General features: G+C 38.0%; 14 protein-coding genes. 5 read left to right on the plus strand and 9 right to left on the minus strand.

Going from position 1 to position 17,797, the window contains the following annotated elements; translation table 11 throughout:
• The first annotated feature begins 35 nt into the window (after positions 1 to 35).
• The gene (locus tag A37Q_RS0106485; RefSeq protein ID WP_018299473.1) at positions 36 to 926 is read left to right on the plus strand and encodes a LysR family transcriptional regulator; all 891 of its coding nucleotides are present in this window, start codon (positions 36 to 38) and stop codon (positions 924 to 926) included.
• 7 nt (positions 927 to 933) lie between these two features.
• On the opposite strand, the gene A37Q_RS0106490 is transcribed toward A37Q_RS0106485, so the two are convergent.
• Positions 934 to 3,117 carry a GNVR domain-containing protein gene (locus A37Q_RS0106490; RefSeq protein ID WP_018299474.1) on the minus strand — a complete coding sequence of 728 codons (2,184 nt, stop codon included), beginning with the start codon at positions 3,115 to 3,117 and terminating at the stop codon, positions 934 to 936.
• Between the two features lie 371 nt (positions 3,118 to 3,488).
• Positions 3,489 to 5,150, minus strand: coding sequence for a 30S ribosomal protein S1 (gene rpsA, locus A37Q_RS0106495; RefSeq protein ID WP_026196566.1), 1,662 nt, complete (start codon positions 5,148 to 5,150; stop codon positions 3,489 to 3,491).
• 251 nt (positions 5,151 to 5,401) lie between these two features.
• Between rpsA and A37Q_RS0106500 the strand changes: the two genes are divergently transcribed.
• Positions 5,402 to 6,298: an ROK family protein gene (locus tag A37Q_RS0106500; protein ID WP_018299476.1), complete on the plus strand. Its 897-nt coding sequence runs from the start codon at positions 5,402 to 5,404 to the stop codon at positions 6,296 to 6,298.
• A 134-nt stretch (positions 6,299 to 6,432) separates the two neighbouring features.
• Positions 6,433 to 6,765, plus strand: a complete 333-nt coding sequence (locus A37Q_RS15840) for a helix-turn-helix domain-containing protein (RefSeq protein ID WP_018299477.1) — start codon at positions 6,433 to 6,435, stop codon at positions 6,763 to 6,765.
• Between the two features lie 2 nt (positions 6,766 to 6,767).
• Here the strand turns inward: A37Q_RS15840 and A37Q_RS0106510 are convergent, their stop codons facing one another.
• Complete coding sequence (locus A37Q_RS0106510) at positions 6,768 to 7,721, minus strand: LysR family transcriptional regulator (protein ID WP_018299478.1); 954 nt, start codon at positions 7,719 to 7,721, stop codon at positions 6,768 to 6,770.
• A 135-nt stretch (positions 7,722 to 7,856) separates the two neighbouring features.
• Here A37Q_RS0106510 and A37Q_RS0106515 point away from each other — a divergent pair, with 135 nt between their 5' ends.
• Positions 7,857 to 8,300 (plus strand): PACE efflux transporter, encoded by a 444-nt coding sequence (locus A37Q_RS0106515; protein WP_169710245.1) that lies wholly within the window; start codon positions 7,857 to 7,859, stop codon positions 8,298 to 8,300.
• A 1-nt stretch (position 8,301) separates the two neighbouring features.
• On the opposite strand, the gene A37Q_RS0106520 is transcribed toward A37Q_RS0106515, so the two are convergent.
• From A37Q_RS0106520 to A37Q_RS0106540, 5 genes are all read right to left on the minus strand, one after another.
• Positions 8,302 to 9,303: an HAD family hydrolase gene (locus A37Q_RS0106520; RefSeq protein WP_018299480.1), complete on the minus strand. Its 1,002-nt coding sequence runs from the start codon at positions 9,301 to 9,303 to the stop codon at positions 8,302 to 8,304.
• 134 nt (positions 9,304 to 9,437) lie between these two features.
• The gene (tsaD, locus tag A37Q_RS0106525) at positions 9,438 to 10,454 is read right to left on the minus strand and encodes a tRNA (adenosine(37)-N6)-threonylcarbamoyltransferase complex transferase subunit TsaD (RefSeq protein ID WP_018299481.1); all 1,017 of its coding nucleotides are present in this window, start codon (positions 10,452 to 10,454) and stop codon (positions 9,438 to 9,440) included.
• A gap of 40 nt (positions 10,455 to 10,494) precedes the next feature.
• Positions 10,495 to 10,716, minus strand: coding sequence for a LapA family protein (locus A37Q_RS0106530; RefSeq protein ID WP_018299482.1), 222 nt, complete (start codon positions 10,714 to 10,716; stop codon positions 10,495 to 10,497).
• 63 nt (positions 10,717 to 10,779) lie between these two features.
• Positions 10,780 to 11,037 (minus strand): helix-turn-helix domain-containing protein, encoded by a 258-nt coding sequence (locus A37Q_RS0106535; protein WP_018299483.1) that lies wholly within the window; start codon positions 11,035 to 11,037, stop codon positions 10,780 to 10,782.
• Positions 11,038 to 11,267: 230 nt separating this feature from the next.
• On the minus strand, positions 11,268 to 12,170 hold the full coding sequence (locus tag A37Q_RS0106540; protein WP_018299484.1) for an ROK family protein: 903 nt from the start codon (positions 12,168 to 12,170) through the stop codon (positions 11,268 to 11,270).
• 251 nt (positions 12,171 to 12,421) lie between these two features.
• On the opposite strand from A37Q_RS0106540, the gene A37Q_RS0106545 reads away from it, so the two are divergent.
• Entirely contained in the window at positions 12,422 to 15,751 is a 3,330-nt protein-coding gene (locus A37Q_RS0106545; protein WP_018299485.1) for a UvrD-helicase domain-containing protein, read from the plus strand.
• Here the strand turns inward: A37Q_RS0106545 and A37Q_RS14825 are convergent.
• Positions 15,699 to 17,573 carry a cation:proton antiporter gene (locus A37Q_RS14825; RefSeq protein ID WP_018299486.1) on the minus strand — a complete coding sequence of 625 codons (1,875 nt, stop codon included), beginning with the start codon at positions 17,571 to 17,573 and terminating at the stop codon, positions 15,699 to 15,701. The genes A37Q_RS0106545 and A37Q_RS14825 overlap by 53 nt on opposite strands.
• Positions 17,574 to 17,797 lie beyond the last annotated feature (224 nt).

Here is a 17,797-nt window from a genome sequence, read left to right on the forward strand (position 1 = left end):
ATTATTTTGAATAAGCTCATAACAGGAAATCATGGATGAAATTAAACACCCTTGAAATCTTTGCATTGGTTGCAAAGTACCAAAGCATTACTGAAACAGCACAAGTGCTGAAAGTATCAAAAGGCCATGTTAGCCAACAAGTTAAGTTTCTTGAACAGGAGCTCAACCTAACGCTATTTAAGCGCCATAAAAACAAGCTGATGCTCACTTATGAAGCTGAATATATACTCAAACATACACTTAAATTACTTGAGCAAAAGAATCTCATCAGCTCATTTGCAAAAAGCCTAAGGCACTCCCCTCAAGGAATCCTTAATATCATCAGTCATTATAAGGCTGCAACAGAGTACCTTTTCCCTCATCTTGAAAAGTTTTCACAGATTTATCCTAATATAAACTTAAACTTTACTTTTATTGACAGCAATGCACCAAAAGCACTAGAAGCTAATGATATTGTCTTTGCACTTGCCGGACACATCAACGCACCTGAAAATTGGAAACGAAAACGCCTGACACAATCACCAATGATTTTTTGTGGTTCAGTCAGTTACTTTCAAACACATCCCATTCCACGAAAATTGGAGGATCTTCACAATCATCATTTTATTGCACAAAGCGCATTACTTGATGCAAACAAGGAACAGCATATCATTACAAATTCAGAGGAAATAAAACTCAAAGCACATATTGAATCGAACAGCGCTTTGGCGTGTATTGAGCTAGCAAAATGCCACATGGGGGTTGTCATGACATCTCTCTTTGAGGTTAAGAAAGAGCTTGATCAAGGAGCATTGATCGAAGTGCTGCCCAATACACTGGGGGGGAACTATAACGATCTTTTTCTATACTACCACGCGACGGAATACACACACCCTAACATCCGCCACTTCATTGACTTTATCACAACCTTTCAAAAGAATATATGATTTCACACTAAACATATTTATACCCCTTATCAAAATAACTACGGACATTTGTTGCCATATTAAAAATAAACCCCTCTACTTTCACTCCCACTAGTGAAAGCTTTGCCATAGTATATTGCACCTGTTTAGGACTATGTTTACCTTCTGCCAACACAAGCATATTCATCACAGCAGATTGCATTATTTCTATTGCATCATTCACTGCAAGAATGGCTGGTGTATCGATTATAATCACATCATATAACAAAGAAAGCTCTTCCATCCATTTCTCAAAGAGTCCTTCTTTGAGTAGATATTCACTTTCAGCAATCACCTCTGAAGGAATATAATCTAAGCACTTATAGTTTGTCTGATAAACATCAATTTTGCTAGCATTATCACAACTTTTCTTTAAATTATTTTTTTCAAAGTAATTTGCAATACCGCCTGTTTTACTATCGCCATCAATCAGCAAAACCTTCATTTCTTTTTGTGATAATGCTTTGGCAACATTTGCAGCAATAAATGATTTCCCAACACCTGAAGTAGGACCAGAGATTGTAATGACTTTATTTTTTTGCGCTTTTAACTGATGGACTATCTGTAAGGCCAAAGCCTTGAAGCTCTCTTTTTTCATGTTCTTAACGGCTATCGCCTTTAAATTTTTGCCATAGCCAAATTTCAATGAAGGGAGTTTCCAATACTTCCTTTTTATTGGTTTTGCCAGAGGTAAAACTGCTAGATTTTTCAGCCCCAATAGCTGCTCTACTTCTTCAAATGTGTTTATTCCATGGAAAATAAAACGCCAAACAAACAATATCCCAGAGGCTAAAAATGCACCTAAAAACAAACCCAGCGCCAAAAAAAGAGTCGTTGGTTTTTTGTGTGACTGCACAATAAAAGGGACATCGATGATCTGTAGTTTTGGCAGCGCCCCAGCTTTAAGTACCGTATAATTTTGAATCAACTCCTGAATGTTTTGATAAATTTTGGTTTGCACATCAACATCACGCTGCAATTGAATCGCATTTTTTTGCGTATCTGGCAGGTTTTTCACCTCCGTTTGCAGATGATTTCTGAGTGATTTCATCTCTTTAAGCGTTGATTGAAGCTGTAATAGCTCAGGGTTTGTTTTAGTAAACACCTGCTCTAATTGCTCAATCTTTAATTGCATATTAGCAATGTTAATATCTGTTTGATTTAAGCGCTGCAACAAGAGCTTGCTGCTATCTGAAAAAGAGATATTCCCACTTTCTTTTTGATATGCATTATATTTTTTTTGCGCTGTTTCTAGCGCTCTTTTTGTAATGGGTAATTGCCCAAGTAAAAACGTTAAAATCTTTGATGCCTGCTTTTGCTGCTCTACAAGGCTAAAATGAATGGCGCTTTGCGCAATGTTTTGCAGTATGATTAACGCCTCTTTTGCTGTTGCTGCACGATAGCTTAAAGACAGAAAATCGCTATTTTTATCTACACTGGATACTGAAAGTCCACCTTGCAGCTGATTAATTGCCTCGTTTAATGATGCCTTTTGCAAGTTAAACATAGCACCAGCATTGGCATTGATTGACTTAATATTAAGGTGTAAATATTGATACTTATCTTTAAAAAAGCCTGCATTCTCGCCGAGCTTCGCCGTTAACACTGTTCTTCCATTATCTTGAATCATATAGCGATCATTGCCAAGATATTCAAGCTCAAAGCGTTTGCCAACCCATGCAGGCCCTACTTCAAACTGTATAATATTAACTTTTGCTCCACCCCAGTTATAATGATCCAAGCCTAAAGGTGCACTATTAGGGATATCTTGATAATTTCCTGCTTGATAACTATTGGCAATATGACGCCCTATAACAGGGAAATAATGAGCACTGACAACATTGTCTAATTGCAATTTTTTCACAACCTCTCCAAGCACGGTATTGGATTTTAGCACCTGAATTTGATTCGCAACTGACTTATCCATTGTATTAACCGCTACACTATTGTTTTTAAGACTATTCGTAATAGCATCAATTTCACTTTGATTATCTGTTTTTACCGCCAAGGTCATTTTTGCTGTAACCGCACTGGTACGAACAAACTTTGCATAAAATACAAATGTCGCACCAAAGACAAGCATTGATATAATAATCAATACCTTATATTTCCACAGAACCCCAAGCACCTCAGAAATATTAATAACATCATTAGCGTTATCAGTATAAGACATCTATAAGAATCCCCATTCTACTTTTATTGATGTGATTAAATAACAACTTTTTCGGCATGATTTTAGTTCAATCATGCAAATATGCTATATCGAATTTCCCCAAGTTTTAATATATAGCAATATATTGAAATCAAGCTGTATTGTTACATAATTGACATGATACAGGTTGTTATTGACGATCACTATTTAATCACATTTTTAATGGGAAAATGAGAGGTAAAATAAAAACCACTGTTTATGATTTGTAAACTTTCTTATTTCTGACTAAATAAAAAGTCCAACCCCATAAATTGAAGGCAAAAAAAAGCGACATAAACGCCGCTTCAGTTTTTGTTTTATATTATAAAGATAGTTAAATAAGTAAACTCAATTTACTTGTTTAGTTTCTCTTTAATAAGATCACCAATTGTTGTTGGTGCCATTTGCTCTGCCTTATAGTTAGACTTCGCTGATTTTTCAACATCTTCATCAAGTGCTTTAATAGAAAGATTGATGCTACGACGTTTTGTATCAATGTTGCTAACACGCGCCTCAAGCTCCTGACCTACTTTAAGCTCATGGCGTGCATCTTCAACGTGTTCACGAGAAATATCTGCCACACGAATAAAGGCTTCAACTTCAGGTGCCAACTCAACAGTAGCACCATTTTGTTGTACCGAAGTTACAACACCTTTTACTTTAGCGCCTTTCTCATTGGCAGCAGTAAATTGTGTGAATGGGTCTTCAGAAAGCTGTTTGATACCAAGTGCGATACGCTCACGCTCAATATCGACAGAAAGCATAACTGCTTCAACATCTTCACCTTTCTTGAACTGCTTAACAACATCTTCAGGTTTGCTCCAAGCAGCATCAGAAATATGCACTAGACCATCGATGTTACCTTCCAATCCAATAAAGATACCAAAGTCTGTGATTGAACGGATTTTACCTTGAACCTTATCACCAGGTTTATGCGCATCAGCAAATGCTTGCCAAGGGTTTACTTTACATTGCTTCATACCAAGAGAAATACGGTGACGAGAAGCATCTACTTCTAGAACCATCACTTCAACTTCTTGACCTAAAGTCACCAACTTATGTGGGTTGGCATTTTTGTTTGTCCAATCCATTTCAGAAGTGTGAACCAAACCTTCAATACCTTCTTTAAGCTTAACAAAGCAACCATAATCAGTAATATTCGTGATTTTACCCATAAGCTTTGTGCCGATAGCAAGTTCTTCAGCAACATTTGACCATGGATCTTCACCCAACTGCTTAATACCAAGAGAGATACGACCTTTTTCATTATCAAATTTGATAACTTTCACATCAATCTCATCACCTAATGCAAGCATATCACTTGGATGCTTAATGCGGCTCCAAGACATATCAGTAATGTGTAATAGACCATCAACACCACCAAGGTCAATAAACGCACCGAAGTCTGTGATATTTTTAACAATACCTTTAACCACTGCACCTTCACTCAACTTCTCAAATAATGCTTCACGATCTTCTTGTGTTTCAGCTTCAATAACAGCACGACGTGATACAACGATATTGTTGCGCTTAGTGTCTAATTTAACAATCTTAAGCTCAATATCTTTATCTTCTAAGTGAGACACATCGCGAAGTGGACGAACATCTACCAAAGAACCTGGTAAGAATGCACGCAAGCCTTTAACTTCAACTGTGTAACCACCACGAACGTGATTTGTGATGCGTCCTAATACTGTATCTTGATTATCACATGCACTTTCCAAGGCATTCCAAACTTCTATACGTTTTGCCTTCTCACGTGATAAGCGTGTTTCCCCGAAGCTATTATCTAAAGCATCAAGGACTACATCCACCTCATCTCCAACAGCAACGGCAACTTGGCCACTGTCATCTCTAAACTGATCAAGCGGGACGATAGACTCAGATTTAAGCCCAGCATCAATCCAAGCAAACTCACGATCAATCGCAACAACATTTGCTTTAATGATTTTGCCCACACGCATTTCAGTTTGCTTTAACGAGGCTTCAAATAGTTCCTTAAAATTTTCTGTCATTTGTATTGTTTCCAATTCTTTTTCACCCAGTGTTTGGTTATACATCGGTTTAAGATATTCACTGGTAGACTCGCTAGTTGCAAGCACATATCTCAAATACCGTCCTAAAAGGTGGCGCTATTCTACCCGATTTAGCCCATAATTTCAATGCGATTGTTTCTGTTTTATACAATTTCGCATATCACAATTGAGCTTTACAGCAAAACGCCAGATACTAAGCTTTAACCACAATAAGCTATTTGCACTTCACATTGAAAGACTATTTATGTTTTGATCTTGGCGGCACCAATATAAAATATGGCATTGTAACAAGCCATGGCGATATTAAACTTTCCAACAAGATGCCAACAGGTAAAATAACAGATGGTGATTTAATCTATCAGCGATTTCTTGCACTATATAACGAGCTATCGATAACACATGAAATTAGAGGCATTGGCATTTCGAGTCACGGTGTTGTTGATCTTGAAAGACAACTCATCTCCTCTGGTTCAAATTATGTTAAGGCTCTAATCGACTACCCTTTAGCTGAAAAGCTTTCCTGTGATACAAAACTACCTGTCATCCTTGAAAATGATGTTAATGCTGCCGCCTTAGGCGAGCTATGGCAAGGCGAGGGGAAAAACCACCAAAACATTGTTTTTTTAACCCTTGGCACAAGCATTGGTGGGGCAATTATTATTAATGGCTCACTCTATCGAGGGAGAAATAATCGCGCCGGTGAGATTGGTTATATGATCACACAAAGCCAAGATACTACAAACCCGCTTATTCCAGGGGCATGGGAGGGGTTTGCCTCAAGCTCAGCACTCATACGAAATTATCAATCTGCAATGAATGATACTACACTCAATCATATCGACTTATTGCACTGCATCAAAAATAATCACACCCCAGCAGTCAAAATATTAAATCAATATATCCATGAACTTGGCGCCGGTCTTGTCTCTTTAGCCCATATATTCGCACCAGATGCGATCATTCTTGGCGGCGCCATTTCAGAAGAGAAAATGCTCTTCCCACAAATTCAAACAAACTTTGCACAAAGGGTTTTAAGCGGCTATGAACACACACCCATTTTACCAGCATGCTGCCAAAATCATGCCGGGATACTCGGCGTCGCTTCACTTTTAAATAAGTGCTCATAGCAGAAGTGTATGAAATGTAAAAGATTGTAAAAACACCCCCAACACTTGCACCAAGTTACAAAGTGCGCTATTAATGATCTTATGTGTTTAAAATTTACAACATGAATCACGACATTGGCAAGGGGGGTATCACTATGGCTAATCAGTATTCACAAAGTTTTGAAATAATCTTGCAGCGAAAATATGGCAAACCGACACACGAGGTCCTACAAATGTATTGTGACGAAGGGCTGAGTTATGAAGATGTTGCCAGCAAATTTGGTTTTAAAAGCACCACCGTTAGAAAATGGTGCAGAAAATATAATGTTGAGCTTCTTGGGCCCACTGAAATTAACTCAGCCAAAGCATATGAAACCCTTTATCAGTCAAGTTTATCTGCCGTAACAGTTAACACTTACAATGTGCTTTATCGCTCATGGGCTATCAATCATAAATACTTTACAACATTTAAACGAGAATCCAGCTGACCTTAGTATGTGATTTCTTTTAAAATTTCCCGAAATTGCTGTGCAAATACATTCATACTAGCACAGTTAGAAGATGTATTTCTTAAACAGTAAACCTGATATTGTTGAGCATGAAAATTTGGTAACACTCTTATCAGTGGCGTATTAAGGCTAGAGTTAACATAAAAATCTGGCAATAACCCAACCCCCATCCCATGACAAGTTAATAGCATCAAATGCTCAATAACATCAGATGTCACACTTCCCTTGAGATGAACCAAGTGCTTTTCTTGTTCTCCTTTATTTTTCATCTCCTCAAAGACCTCTATATATGCAGAGCTATCTGAATTTAGTATGAGACAATTATGCCGCTCTAAGTCCTCAGGAACATCAACTTGACCATGTTTTTTTAAATATTCTTCTGTCGCATAGAACTGGAAAGCCCCCGATCTCGCACTGAGAATACTCCAATGCGACTGCGATATGATATGTTGACAATCTCCCTCAATAAAAATGCAATCATACTCATCAATAAAGCTTTTCATTCTATCGGCATTCAGCTCGAGCAGTTTTGCTGTATACGTGGTAATCGAAATTTGCACCTCATTCTTTTTTTGTATTTTTGGATAGAGTTGCTCAAGAAAAAAATAGGACATTCCAGCCGAGGCTAATATTTTTATTACACTACCACCTAGCCCTTCTTCTTTTGAATTAACATTAACGTGTGTTAACGATTTTTTAATAGCGCTATATTGGTTTCTCACATCAAGCATCAACTGCAAGGCAAACTCTGTCTTTATCACACCTGTTGTCGTACGAATAAACAGCTTCTTCCCAAATTGTCTCTCTAGCGCACTAATTCGTCTTTGTAGCGTTACATGACTAACTTGTGAATATGCAGACGCGCGCAGAAACGAGCCTTTCTCAGCTACTAGGAAAAAAAGCCCTAAATCATCTAAGGATATACCATTATTCATCTAATTATGTTACTCCTTTTTTCACACTTGATTTACATTATTGTAAATCACTTTGCACTTTTTTATATATACTCCATTTTGCTTTTCTTTACAATAAAACGGATGAAACACACCACTATCTGAAGGATGCACAAAATGACCCACCCCCACGTTAAATTGTCTATAAAACAGCGATTTTTACATATCTTTTTCTATGAGAGCATAGCATTATTTATTTTAACACCCCTTATTTCCTCTCTCCTCAATGAATCTCTTGAACATATGTTATCTATGACAGTTACAGCCTCATTACTTGCCGCATTATGGAATTTTATCTATAACTATTTATTTGATTATGTGGAAAGACAGCTGCACAAAGATAGAAGAAAACGTACTTTATTATGCCGCTCTGTCCATACAGTATTATTTCAAGGAACGCTTGCAACCATTATCATTCCCACCATTGCTGCCTTCCTTCACATCAATTTTCTTCAAGCTCTTATGCTTGATATCGGGTTTCTGTCTTTTTTTATGCTCTATACGGGTATATACAACTTCGTATTTGATTTCATAATATTCAATCTTACCAAACCATTATAATTCAATTGTCAAAATACGCCTGAATTGAGATATATTTATTCTCAGGAAATGCCTGACAGTATTGGATTGTACTTTCCTGAAGCACATGATTTTGAAGCTTTGCATAACAAGCTTTCGAAGGGGCAACAACACTTTGAAGTGGCGTTATTTTTGTCGGATCATTATGGTTATTGCCAACAATTGCGCTATCAAACATTTGATTTGGATACCAAACTTTCAATCCAGAGTGCGGGCCAAACCAATCTGTCATCTGATCCCCAATAGACATCAACCAATACACCTGCCTTTTTTCACTTAAAGCTTCTCTTAGTACATCCTTATACGCCACTTTTTCATTTGCTTTTGTACTGCAAGCATTATCGGGAATAGATCCTGATAGAAATACATAATTTTGAATTTGACTTTTAGATAACCCAAGGTGTTTTTGTAGCCAGCTTTTAGTTGCAACAGCTTCATTGTGATTACAACTTCTAGCTGTAATGAAATAGCATTCGACACCATCTTTAAAGCATACTTCCTTAATAAACTCAGAAGTAGCAGGGTCACTTAATTTGGACTTTGTCCAGTAATCATCATCAAATGAGGTGAGCTGAATAGTATTATCAATGTCAAACATAATAGCGGGGGTTTTGCCCTCAGCCTTAATTGCTTGAATAAAGCCAATCTCTTTGAACTTCGATAATAGCACTTCCAAGGCACTCATCATTGCATGGGCATCTTTGGCAAACTGTGAGTCTTTTTTATAATCATTATAACTTTCTGTGCCCATATATGCTTTGGTATCTGAATTTTTGAGAATCACACCAACAGCATCTTTGGCATTAACAGGCATTGCAAACTTTTTACCATATTTTTCATTAAATGCCATGGTAAGCGAGGTCACTTCTGTATAGAGTTTTAGCGCATCCACATGCACCGGTGCTTTGACCTCCGCCTGAGCAATCTGCATACATGCGCCTAAAGCCATGCACCCAAGTAAAACTTTCTTGTATTTTGTGATCATTACATTCCCCTTGTAATTGTTATCTAGTCAAAACCACAAAACTCATCTTACAAGAGATATGTTACATAATTGTTACAAATCACTGTTAAATATGCTTTTAAAAAATCGCGGTGAATTTTACAACAAGCAGTTTATCAAGATTGCGACAACGGTGCTCTTGGTTTGACATGAATTTCATTGCCCTTATCACGCTCACCATGAGCCAAACGATACGCACCAGCAATCGCAATCATCGCACCATTATCTGTGCAATATTCAAGTGGTGGGTAAAAGACTTCAAATCCGTTTTTTTGTGCTAGAGCTTCAAGACTTTCCCTTAAATGCTTGTTTGCACTCACCCCTCCGGCTACAACAAGGCGCTTTATATTTGTCTCTTTTAACGCGCGTTTGCATTTAATCACAATCGTATCAATCACAGCTTCTTGAAATGCAAAAGCAACATCAGCCTTAACCGCTAAGCTCTTCTCTTGTTGATCCTCCCAAGCATTCAAAACCGCCGTCTTTAAACCGCTAAAGCTAAAATCAAGTCCCGGTCGATCACACATGGGTCTTGGAAAGTGAAACACTCCCTTTCGACCAGTTTCAGCTAATTTTGCCAAATGCGGTCCACCTGGATAGGGTAAGCCTAACATCTTCGCGGTTTTATCAAATGCCTCACCTGCTGCATCATCAATCGATTCACCCAAAAGGGTATACTCAGCAAAAGCATCCACTTGAATTAACTGAGTATGTCCACCAGAGACCAAAAGTGCAATATATGGATATTCAGGAGCATTATCATTACTAAGTAGTGGCGCCAATAAATGTCCCTCAAGATGGTGAATTGCCACCGCTGGAATCTCCAACATAAATGCTAAAGACTTAGCAAAAGCCGCGCCCACCATTAAAGCGCCAACAAGCCCCGGCATCGCAGTATAGGCAACTGCTTCTATATCTGATAATGAAAGATTTGCCTCAAAAAGCGCCTCTTTGACAAGCGGAATTAACTTTGCCACATGATCTCTTGAGGCAAGCTCCGGCACTACTCCGCCATATTCAGCGTGCAGTGCTATTTGACTATATAACGCATTTGCTAAAAGTTTATTATTGTGGCCATCATAAATGGCAATACCTGTCTCATCACAGGATGTCTCAATACCAAGGACAATCATATTATTTTTTACTTTACTGTGTTTCTATATGCTATAAATCTTATTGATGCGCCTTGATCTTTTTGCGCTTTTTACGCGAAAAAAGCATTAGCAGTGCACCAATAATTAAACCGATAATAAAGCATAAAAGTGCCAACACGATAATGGGAAGCGTGACAATGCCAAAGATGTAATTAAACGGTATCAGTGTTGTGTTCAACACCGCCAATATACATACTAAAATGAAGATAATCAAAAGTAATATGTAGCCAATATACTTCATGGACAACCCTTATGCTCTTAAACAGAAAAAGTATAGCATGAAGCGAATTACAAACACATCGTTTTATTTTGGCTGCGAGAAATTTAAAATAAAAATATCGTATTTTTTAATCTTTTTATTTAACGTTGAAGGACTCATCCCCAGCACTTCTGCTGTATTTTTCAAATGAAAGCCTGTGAACTCTAAAGTCGCACATATCAAGCCTTTTTCCACCTCTTCACTGATAAAATCATGCATAAATTCAGGCTTGATTTTTTTTGACTTGAGTTCTTGATAATGCCATTCCATGGAGTGATAAATGAAATCTTTAATATAGGTCATGGCTAGACTCCCCTATTTATTGTTGTCATTGTAAGACTAGTCTGCCCACAGGGAAATACATAAGGATAAAAGCGGAAATTTATTCAGAGAATGTTAGAAAAATTACGCATACATTCTCCATGTATAAAATTTAATCACACAAGAGCATGGCATCGCTTTTCAATACAGATCTGTTGATTAATTATTCAAATTACATTTATTAACTATACACTTAAAGCGGATTGTAGCACCTAGACACATGCCTGTACTTTTTGGTGAAGAGCAAGTGCTATTGAGCCTTTAAGCCCAGCATTCCCACCAAGCGCTGCTGGCACAATATACTGATTGATATTCTCTTCAATTAACGGATGCGAAATATAGCCATTTAAAAGCGCTTGCACACGTTTGTGGATTTTAGGAAATAATTGTGACTGCTTCATCACGCCACCACCAAAAATAATCTTTTGTGGTGATACAATTAAAATATAATTTACCAGAGCCTGTGCAAGATAGTCTGCCTCAATCTCCCAAGCAATATGATTCTCAGGAAAGCTGCTACAGCTTGGAACCTGCCAACGTGAATTAAGTGCAGGACCAGAGGCCATTCCCTCTAAACAATTTTTATGTGATGGACAAATCCCTGTAAATCCGTCAATTTCATGCTCACTTCTCATCACACGAATATGTCCTGCCTCAGGGTGGGTTAAGCCATGCACCATTTTATTATTACTAATGATACCTGTTCCAATCCCCGTGCCAACTGTAATATAGACAACATCACTTAAACCTTTGGCAGCGCCCCATGTTTTCTCACCAAGCGCGGCAGCATTAACATCTGTATCAAATCCAACAGGTAAATCTGGAAAATACTGCTGTAAATAGTGAACAACATCAAAATATTGCCATGCAAGTTTAGGCGTTTTCATTATTTTGCCATAGTCTTTAGCTGATTTATCTAGACAGATTGGACCAAACGAGCCAAAACCAATGGCAACAATATCAGGGTGTTGCTGCAAGAATTGAATCACTTGAGGCATCGTCTCATCTGGCGTTGTCGTTGGAAACTGTATTTGATCAATAATGTTTCCCTCACTGTCACCAACTCCACAGATAAACTTTGTGCCGCCAGCTTCAATACCTGCATATAGACTCATCTAATTTACACTCCTATTTAAATCCACGATTTCACACCTGTTGTCATTTTGTGGAAGTTGTATAGCAACAGATCGCTCAACATCATAATCATTAGGAAATTAAATTACAAGCCCAAAAGCGCATAGAATTTACACAAATACCCCCTATTGTATCAATACCTCAACTGACCTTCTGTTATTGTGTAGCGCCCTAAAATACTTTACGATTGATTTACTTTTACATTACTCTTCAGATTCTTTGATCGTTTAAAATGGATATAGTACTACCTAATGATTATACTGAACGTGAACAGGCGCTTGATATTCGCCAATCATTTATCGTCCAAGCACCTGCTGGATCTGGAAAAACAGAAATTCTGACACAAAGGTATCTTAATCTATTATCACATAGCACAACTGCACCTGAGTCAATTATTGCACTGACATTTACCAATAAAGCTGCCAATGAAATGCACCATCGTATTTACTCGGCACTTTTATCCGTAGCAAATCCGCCACCAGGAGAAGCACATAAGCAGAAAACCTATACCCTTGCAAAAAAAGCACTCAAAAATAGTGATAAGCATCATTGGAACTTGTTAAAAAACCCAAGGCGACTTCGCATTATGACAATTGATGCTTTTTGTCAGCTTTTATCTAACAGACTTATCTATGAAGCGGAAGATGCTTTAAATGCTGAGGTAACTGATAAACCAGAGCGTTTATATCAAGATACTATTGATAAGTTTATCAGCTCAACATATTCCACAAGCCCATGGAAGGCATCACTTGAAACAGTTCTACTGCACCTTGATAACAATTTAGAGCGCTTTAAAGCGCTATTTAGTAGCATGCTTGCTAAGCGTGAGCAATGGCTTGGCATTCTCTTTGAGCTCGATTTAACACAAAAACCACACTCCAAGCATGCCAAAGAAAAACTAGAAGCAGGCTTTCAGTCGATTATTAACTCACTACTATCCTCACTTTATCCTGTGCTTGTTGAAATGAATGAACACATACTTTGTGAAATTTTGCGCTATTGCCACCCTAAAGCCACCTTTCAACTCTCAAGCCATTATGACACTTTAGATAGTTGGCAGGCGCTGATTAAACTGTTATTTACCGACAAAGGACAATTTAGAAGTGTATTTAATAAATCAATCGGTTTACCTGCTACAGATCCACAGGCAAAAAGCTATGCCACATGGTTGAAAAATTTCACAAAAAACTTTAGTGATTCAGAAAAAGCGTATATTGAGGAATATATAAAAGAAATCTCTAATTTTAAATGCCATAGTTTCACAGAAAACCAATGGGAGGTACTACAGGCAATCTCTGAAGTTGCTTTATATCTGGCACAATTTTTGCGACTTTGTTTTAAAGAGAAAAGCACGATTGATTTTAATGAAGTTTCACTTCAAGCACTCTCTGCACTTGGACAAAGTGAATCCCCAACAGATTTGGCATTATATCTTGATCATCAAATTCAGCATCTTCTTATCGATGAGTTTCAAGACACCTCCATTATCCAGTTTAAACTATTAGAGCTACTTACCTGTCAATGGCAGAGAAATGATGGGAAAACGCTTTTTATTGTCGGCGATCCAATGCAATCCATTTACCGTTTCCGACAAGCAGAAGTGAATTTATTTTTAGATGTCAAAGAATATGGCATTGGATTGATTAAACCGACCTTCATCTCACTTAGTTGTAACTTTCGCTCCAGCCAAATTATGGTCGAGTGGTTTAACCGTACGTTTTCTGTGATATTGCCCGCAAAAGACATTAAAACATATGGCGCTATTGCCTATAGTACCTCAGACACATTGAGTTCCGCACATGAAAAAAACAGTATCTCCCTTGCTTATTTTGACTCTGCTGAAGCGGAAGCCTATGGCATTGCAAAGGCTATCAAAGACTTCCAACAAACAAACCCAGCTGGCAGTATTGCCATTTTGGTTCGCTCTCGCTCACACCTTAAAACACTGATCCCGATTTTAAAATCACAGAAGATTGAGCTCACGGAAAGTGAGATTGAACCATTATATTATCAAGAGCAAATACAAGATTTGATTGCTTTGAGTTTTATTCTTATTAACTATGAGGATATTTTTCATTGGCTCAGCCTTTTGCAATCAAAGCTCTTTGGTTTCACACTGGAAGAAATAGATAACATACAAACACAATCGGGCGATTTTTTTCTTGAAAGAGCTCATGACTACCTTGACTCGCTTATTGAGCCGCAAGCACATCAAATCAAGCTGAGGTACTTTTTGGACTACCTAAATAACGCTCTTTATCATCCAAAGCGTACCGCCATAGATAAAAAACTGTCATTTTTTTGGCAAAAGCTTGATGGCTGTTCAATCCATCCAGAAAAAGAAGCTTATCACAACTTCATTGATATATTGGATCAGCATTTAAATCAAGACCGAACAGATATTCTGGATCATACACTTTTTCTAAGCGCACTAGAGTCAAGCTTTTACTCTACTGACAAAGAGACCCCCATCAAAGTAATGACCATTCATAAATCCAAAGGGCTAGAGTTCGATTTTGTTATTATGCCTGATTTAAATAAAGCCAGTCGTAGCGATGATCCTGAGGTGTTTTTATATGACAACTATCATCTCTCACCCACTGAAAACCACCTTCTTGTCAGTCCCATCCGACATGCTTTAGAAAGCGAGGTTTCCTCTTTATATAAAGTCATTCAATCACTACAAAAAAAACGTGCTCTTTATGAATCTCAGCGGCTTTTGTATGTGGGCGCAACGCGAGCAAAATCAAAGCTTTTTCTAACATTTAATCACAAAGAAGATGGCAAAACACTTAAAGCAAAATCTGGCAGCTTCTACGCACTTTTAGAGCCTGCTACAGTAGATTGGGAAAAAATAAACGACGAACAAAAAGATCAATGTAAACACACATCGGAAGCAGCAACTGATTGCATCATGCCAACTGTCGATCAAGTGCAAACATTCTCCCTTTCACCATTTGCTATAAATGAACCAGAAGAAGATGCGCAAATAGATAAAGAAAACCCGCTTAATCAACCCAACCCAGATGATGTTTTACTTAATACTGACAAGCAGATTGGCTCTATCTTACATGCTTGTTTTGAGTATCTCTGCTATAACAAATATGACCAGCATGCACTTAACACCTTTTTGAATAAAATGTGTTATCAATTTCACCTGCCAAGAGTGCTTTACGATAAAGCACACTCACTTTGCCATCAAGCGATTACAAATACCATCAAAGAGTTTCCATGGATTTTCACCGCCAAAGGCAAAGCCGAGCAGAATATGTATCAAAAACGCTTTGGCAAGGTCAATAAAAAAACAGCTGATCGCATCATTGAAAAGGATGGTGAATATAGCATTATCGATTATAAATTCTCTACTCCTTTAAAAGATGAGTCATTAGATCAATTTATTGCTGAGCATAATATGCTTTATCAGGGTCAGCTACGTGAGTATCAATACCTACTTGCAGCCAAACAGCGCATCGCTAAAAAGAGCATCAAACTTTTTTTATACTACCCGCTTATTCCTCATCTCGCTCAGCTACCCAATCATGCGGGGGAAGAAGAAAGATAACTTTCCAGCCACTTTGTGGATTAAAATCACTATCTGGTGAAACAACGTGAATTTGTTCTTTAGGGGTAATAAAGAAAAGCTCAATTGCCGATTCATTCAAAGATTGAAATTTCTCCCAGCTATATTCATCTGTTAATGTGGTGCTTTTAATTTCACCACCTTGTTTGACTGCGGATCGAAGCATATGGTAGGACAAATCTCGACTGAAAAGACGTTTTGCATATTTTTTAGTAAGATAGGTCAACTTAGAGTTTGCTCGATTTTGTGAGGTTGGCAGTGTAAATACTGAAGAGCGTCCATCAAATTCACGGTAATATTTAACCGCAGAGAGCACATTCATTTGCTCACTACTAGAGCACCCTAACATACGACCTATTCCAACCAAATTTAAATGCCAATCAGCATGCTCTGAAACTGAGCTGCCATAATAACAAGTCAGTCCCTGAAGGCGACAAGCCTGCACGCTTCTCCAACTGGTATCCGTCAAAACAACATTAAAGCCATTTTTTTGTAATATTAGTGCAATGCTGCGTGCCAAAGTGTTGCCACCTATAATTAAAAATCCTCTGGGCTCAGGCGCTGAAGCATGTAGTACTTTTGCCAAGAAAGGCGCGGTTAAACTTTGGATAATCACTGTCCCTAAAATAATAATAAAGACCAATAACACCAAAAGCTCACCCTCTCTTGGCAGTCCCATCGTTTCAATCACTTTGATAGAGAAAAGCGCAGCAACGGCAGCGGCAACAATTCCTCGTGGTGAAATCCAACAAAAGAGCATCCGCTCTCGCCAATTAAGCTCACTACCAATAGTTGAAATACCCGCTGCAATGGGCCTGACGATACATTGCAAAATTAGCACTAAAACAATCCCCTTCCACCATACTTCTGATAGATAGGCAAAACTAACATTCGCACCGAGCAAAATAAACAAACTTGAAATCAAAATCAAACTCAATGACTCTTTAAAATCAAGAATTTCCTCAATATGCGCATTAGGCATATTGCCAACTATAATACCCATAATTGTGACAATTAATAGCCCACCGCCTTCAACGATATGCTCAGCAATCACAAATGATGTAATGACAAAAGACAGTACAAACATGTTATTAAGATAACTTGGCACCCACTGCTTTTTTAAAATGTAGCCAAGCAAAAATCCCATAAGGACACCACCGCCACCGCCAACAATAACGACCAAAAACACATGAATAACGATGCTCCATAGGGCGACATATTGTGACGCGGTAATCGCGGTATAGACAATCACAGCCAAAATTGCACCTATCGGATCAACCAGCATCCCCTCCCAGCGAATAATGTTGGCAAGTTTAGTGGTTGGGCGCACACTTCTTAAAATTGGCACCACAACGGTTGGACCACTCACAGAGGATATAGCACCAATTAAAGCTGCAATTTCCCATGCCAGCCCAAAGATATAATGTACAGCAATGGTCGTTAGCACTGCGGTAATTAAAAGCCCAATAGAAACAATATTGCGAACCGTTTTCCCAAGACCTCTTATCTCTCTGAACTTAAGCCCAAGACAGCCTTCAAAAAGAATGATTGAAACACAAATGGAAACAATGGGATATAGTGCATCTTGAAACAGCCCAGAAGGGTTTAAAAATGCATATTCTTTGCCAAATACAATGGAGGATATAGGGCCTAATAACACACCTGCAATCAGTAAAAACAAAATAGCAGGAAGTTTTAGCCGCCAAGCAAGCCACTGACAAATAAAACCAATAAGCAACACGGCCATAAGAACAATGGGAATATACGCACTTGAAAGAAAAATATCAGTGGGCATTACATTCATATAAAAACTTATCCAGATCAAAGAGTATGTCAATATTGTAGCAAACCAACTCAATTGTAAAAGATTTTTTGTCTCTATAAATAGTCTTGCAAAATACGTGATCATACGCTGGCAATCTACTAAAAACCGTCTATGATTGACACAACATGAAGGATAATTAATTAAATTGCTTGATATGGTTTTCAATTCAGCTTGAATGGCGTAGACTCTGTCAGCAATTTTAC

Source organism: Fangia hongkongensis FSC776 = DSM 21703, from assembly GCF_000379445.1.
GTDB lineage: Bacteria > Pseudomonadota > Gammaproteobacteria > Francisellales > Francisellaceae > Fangia > Fangia hongkongensis.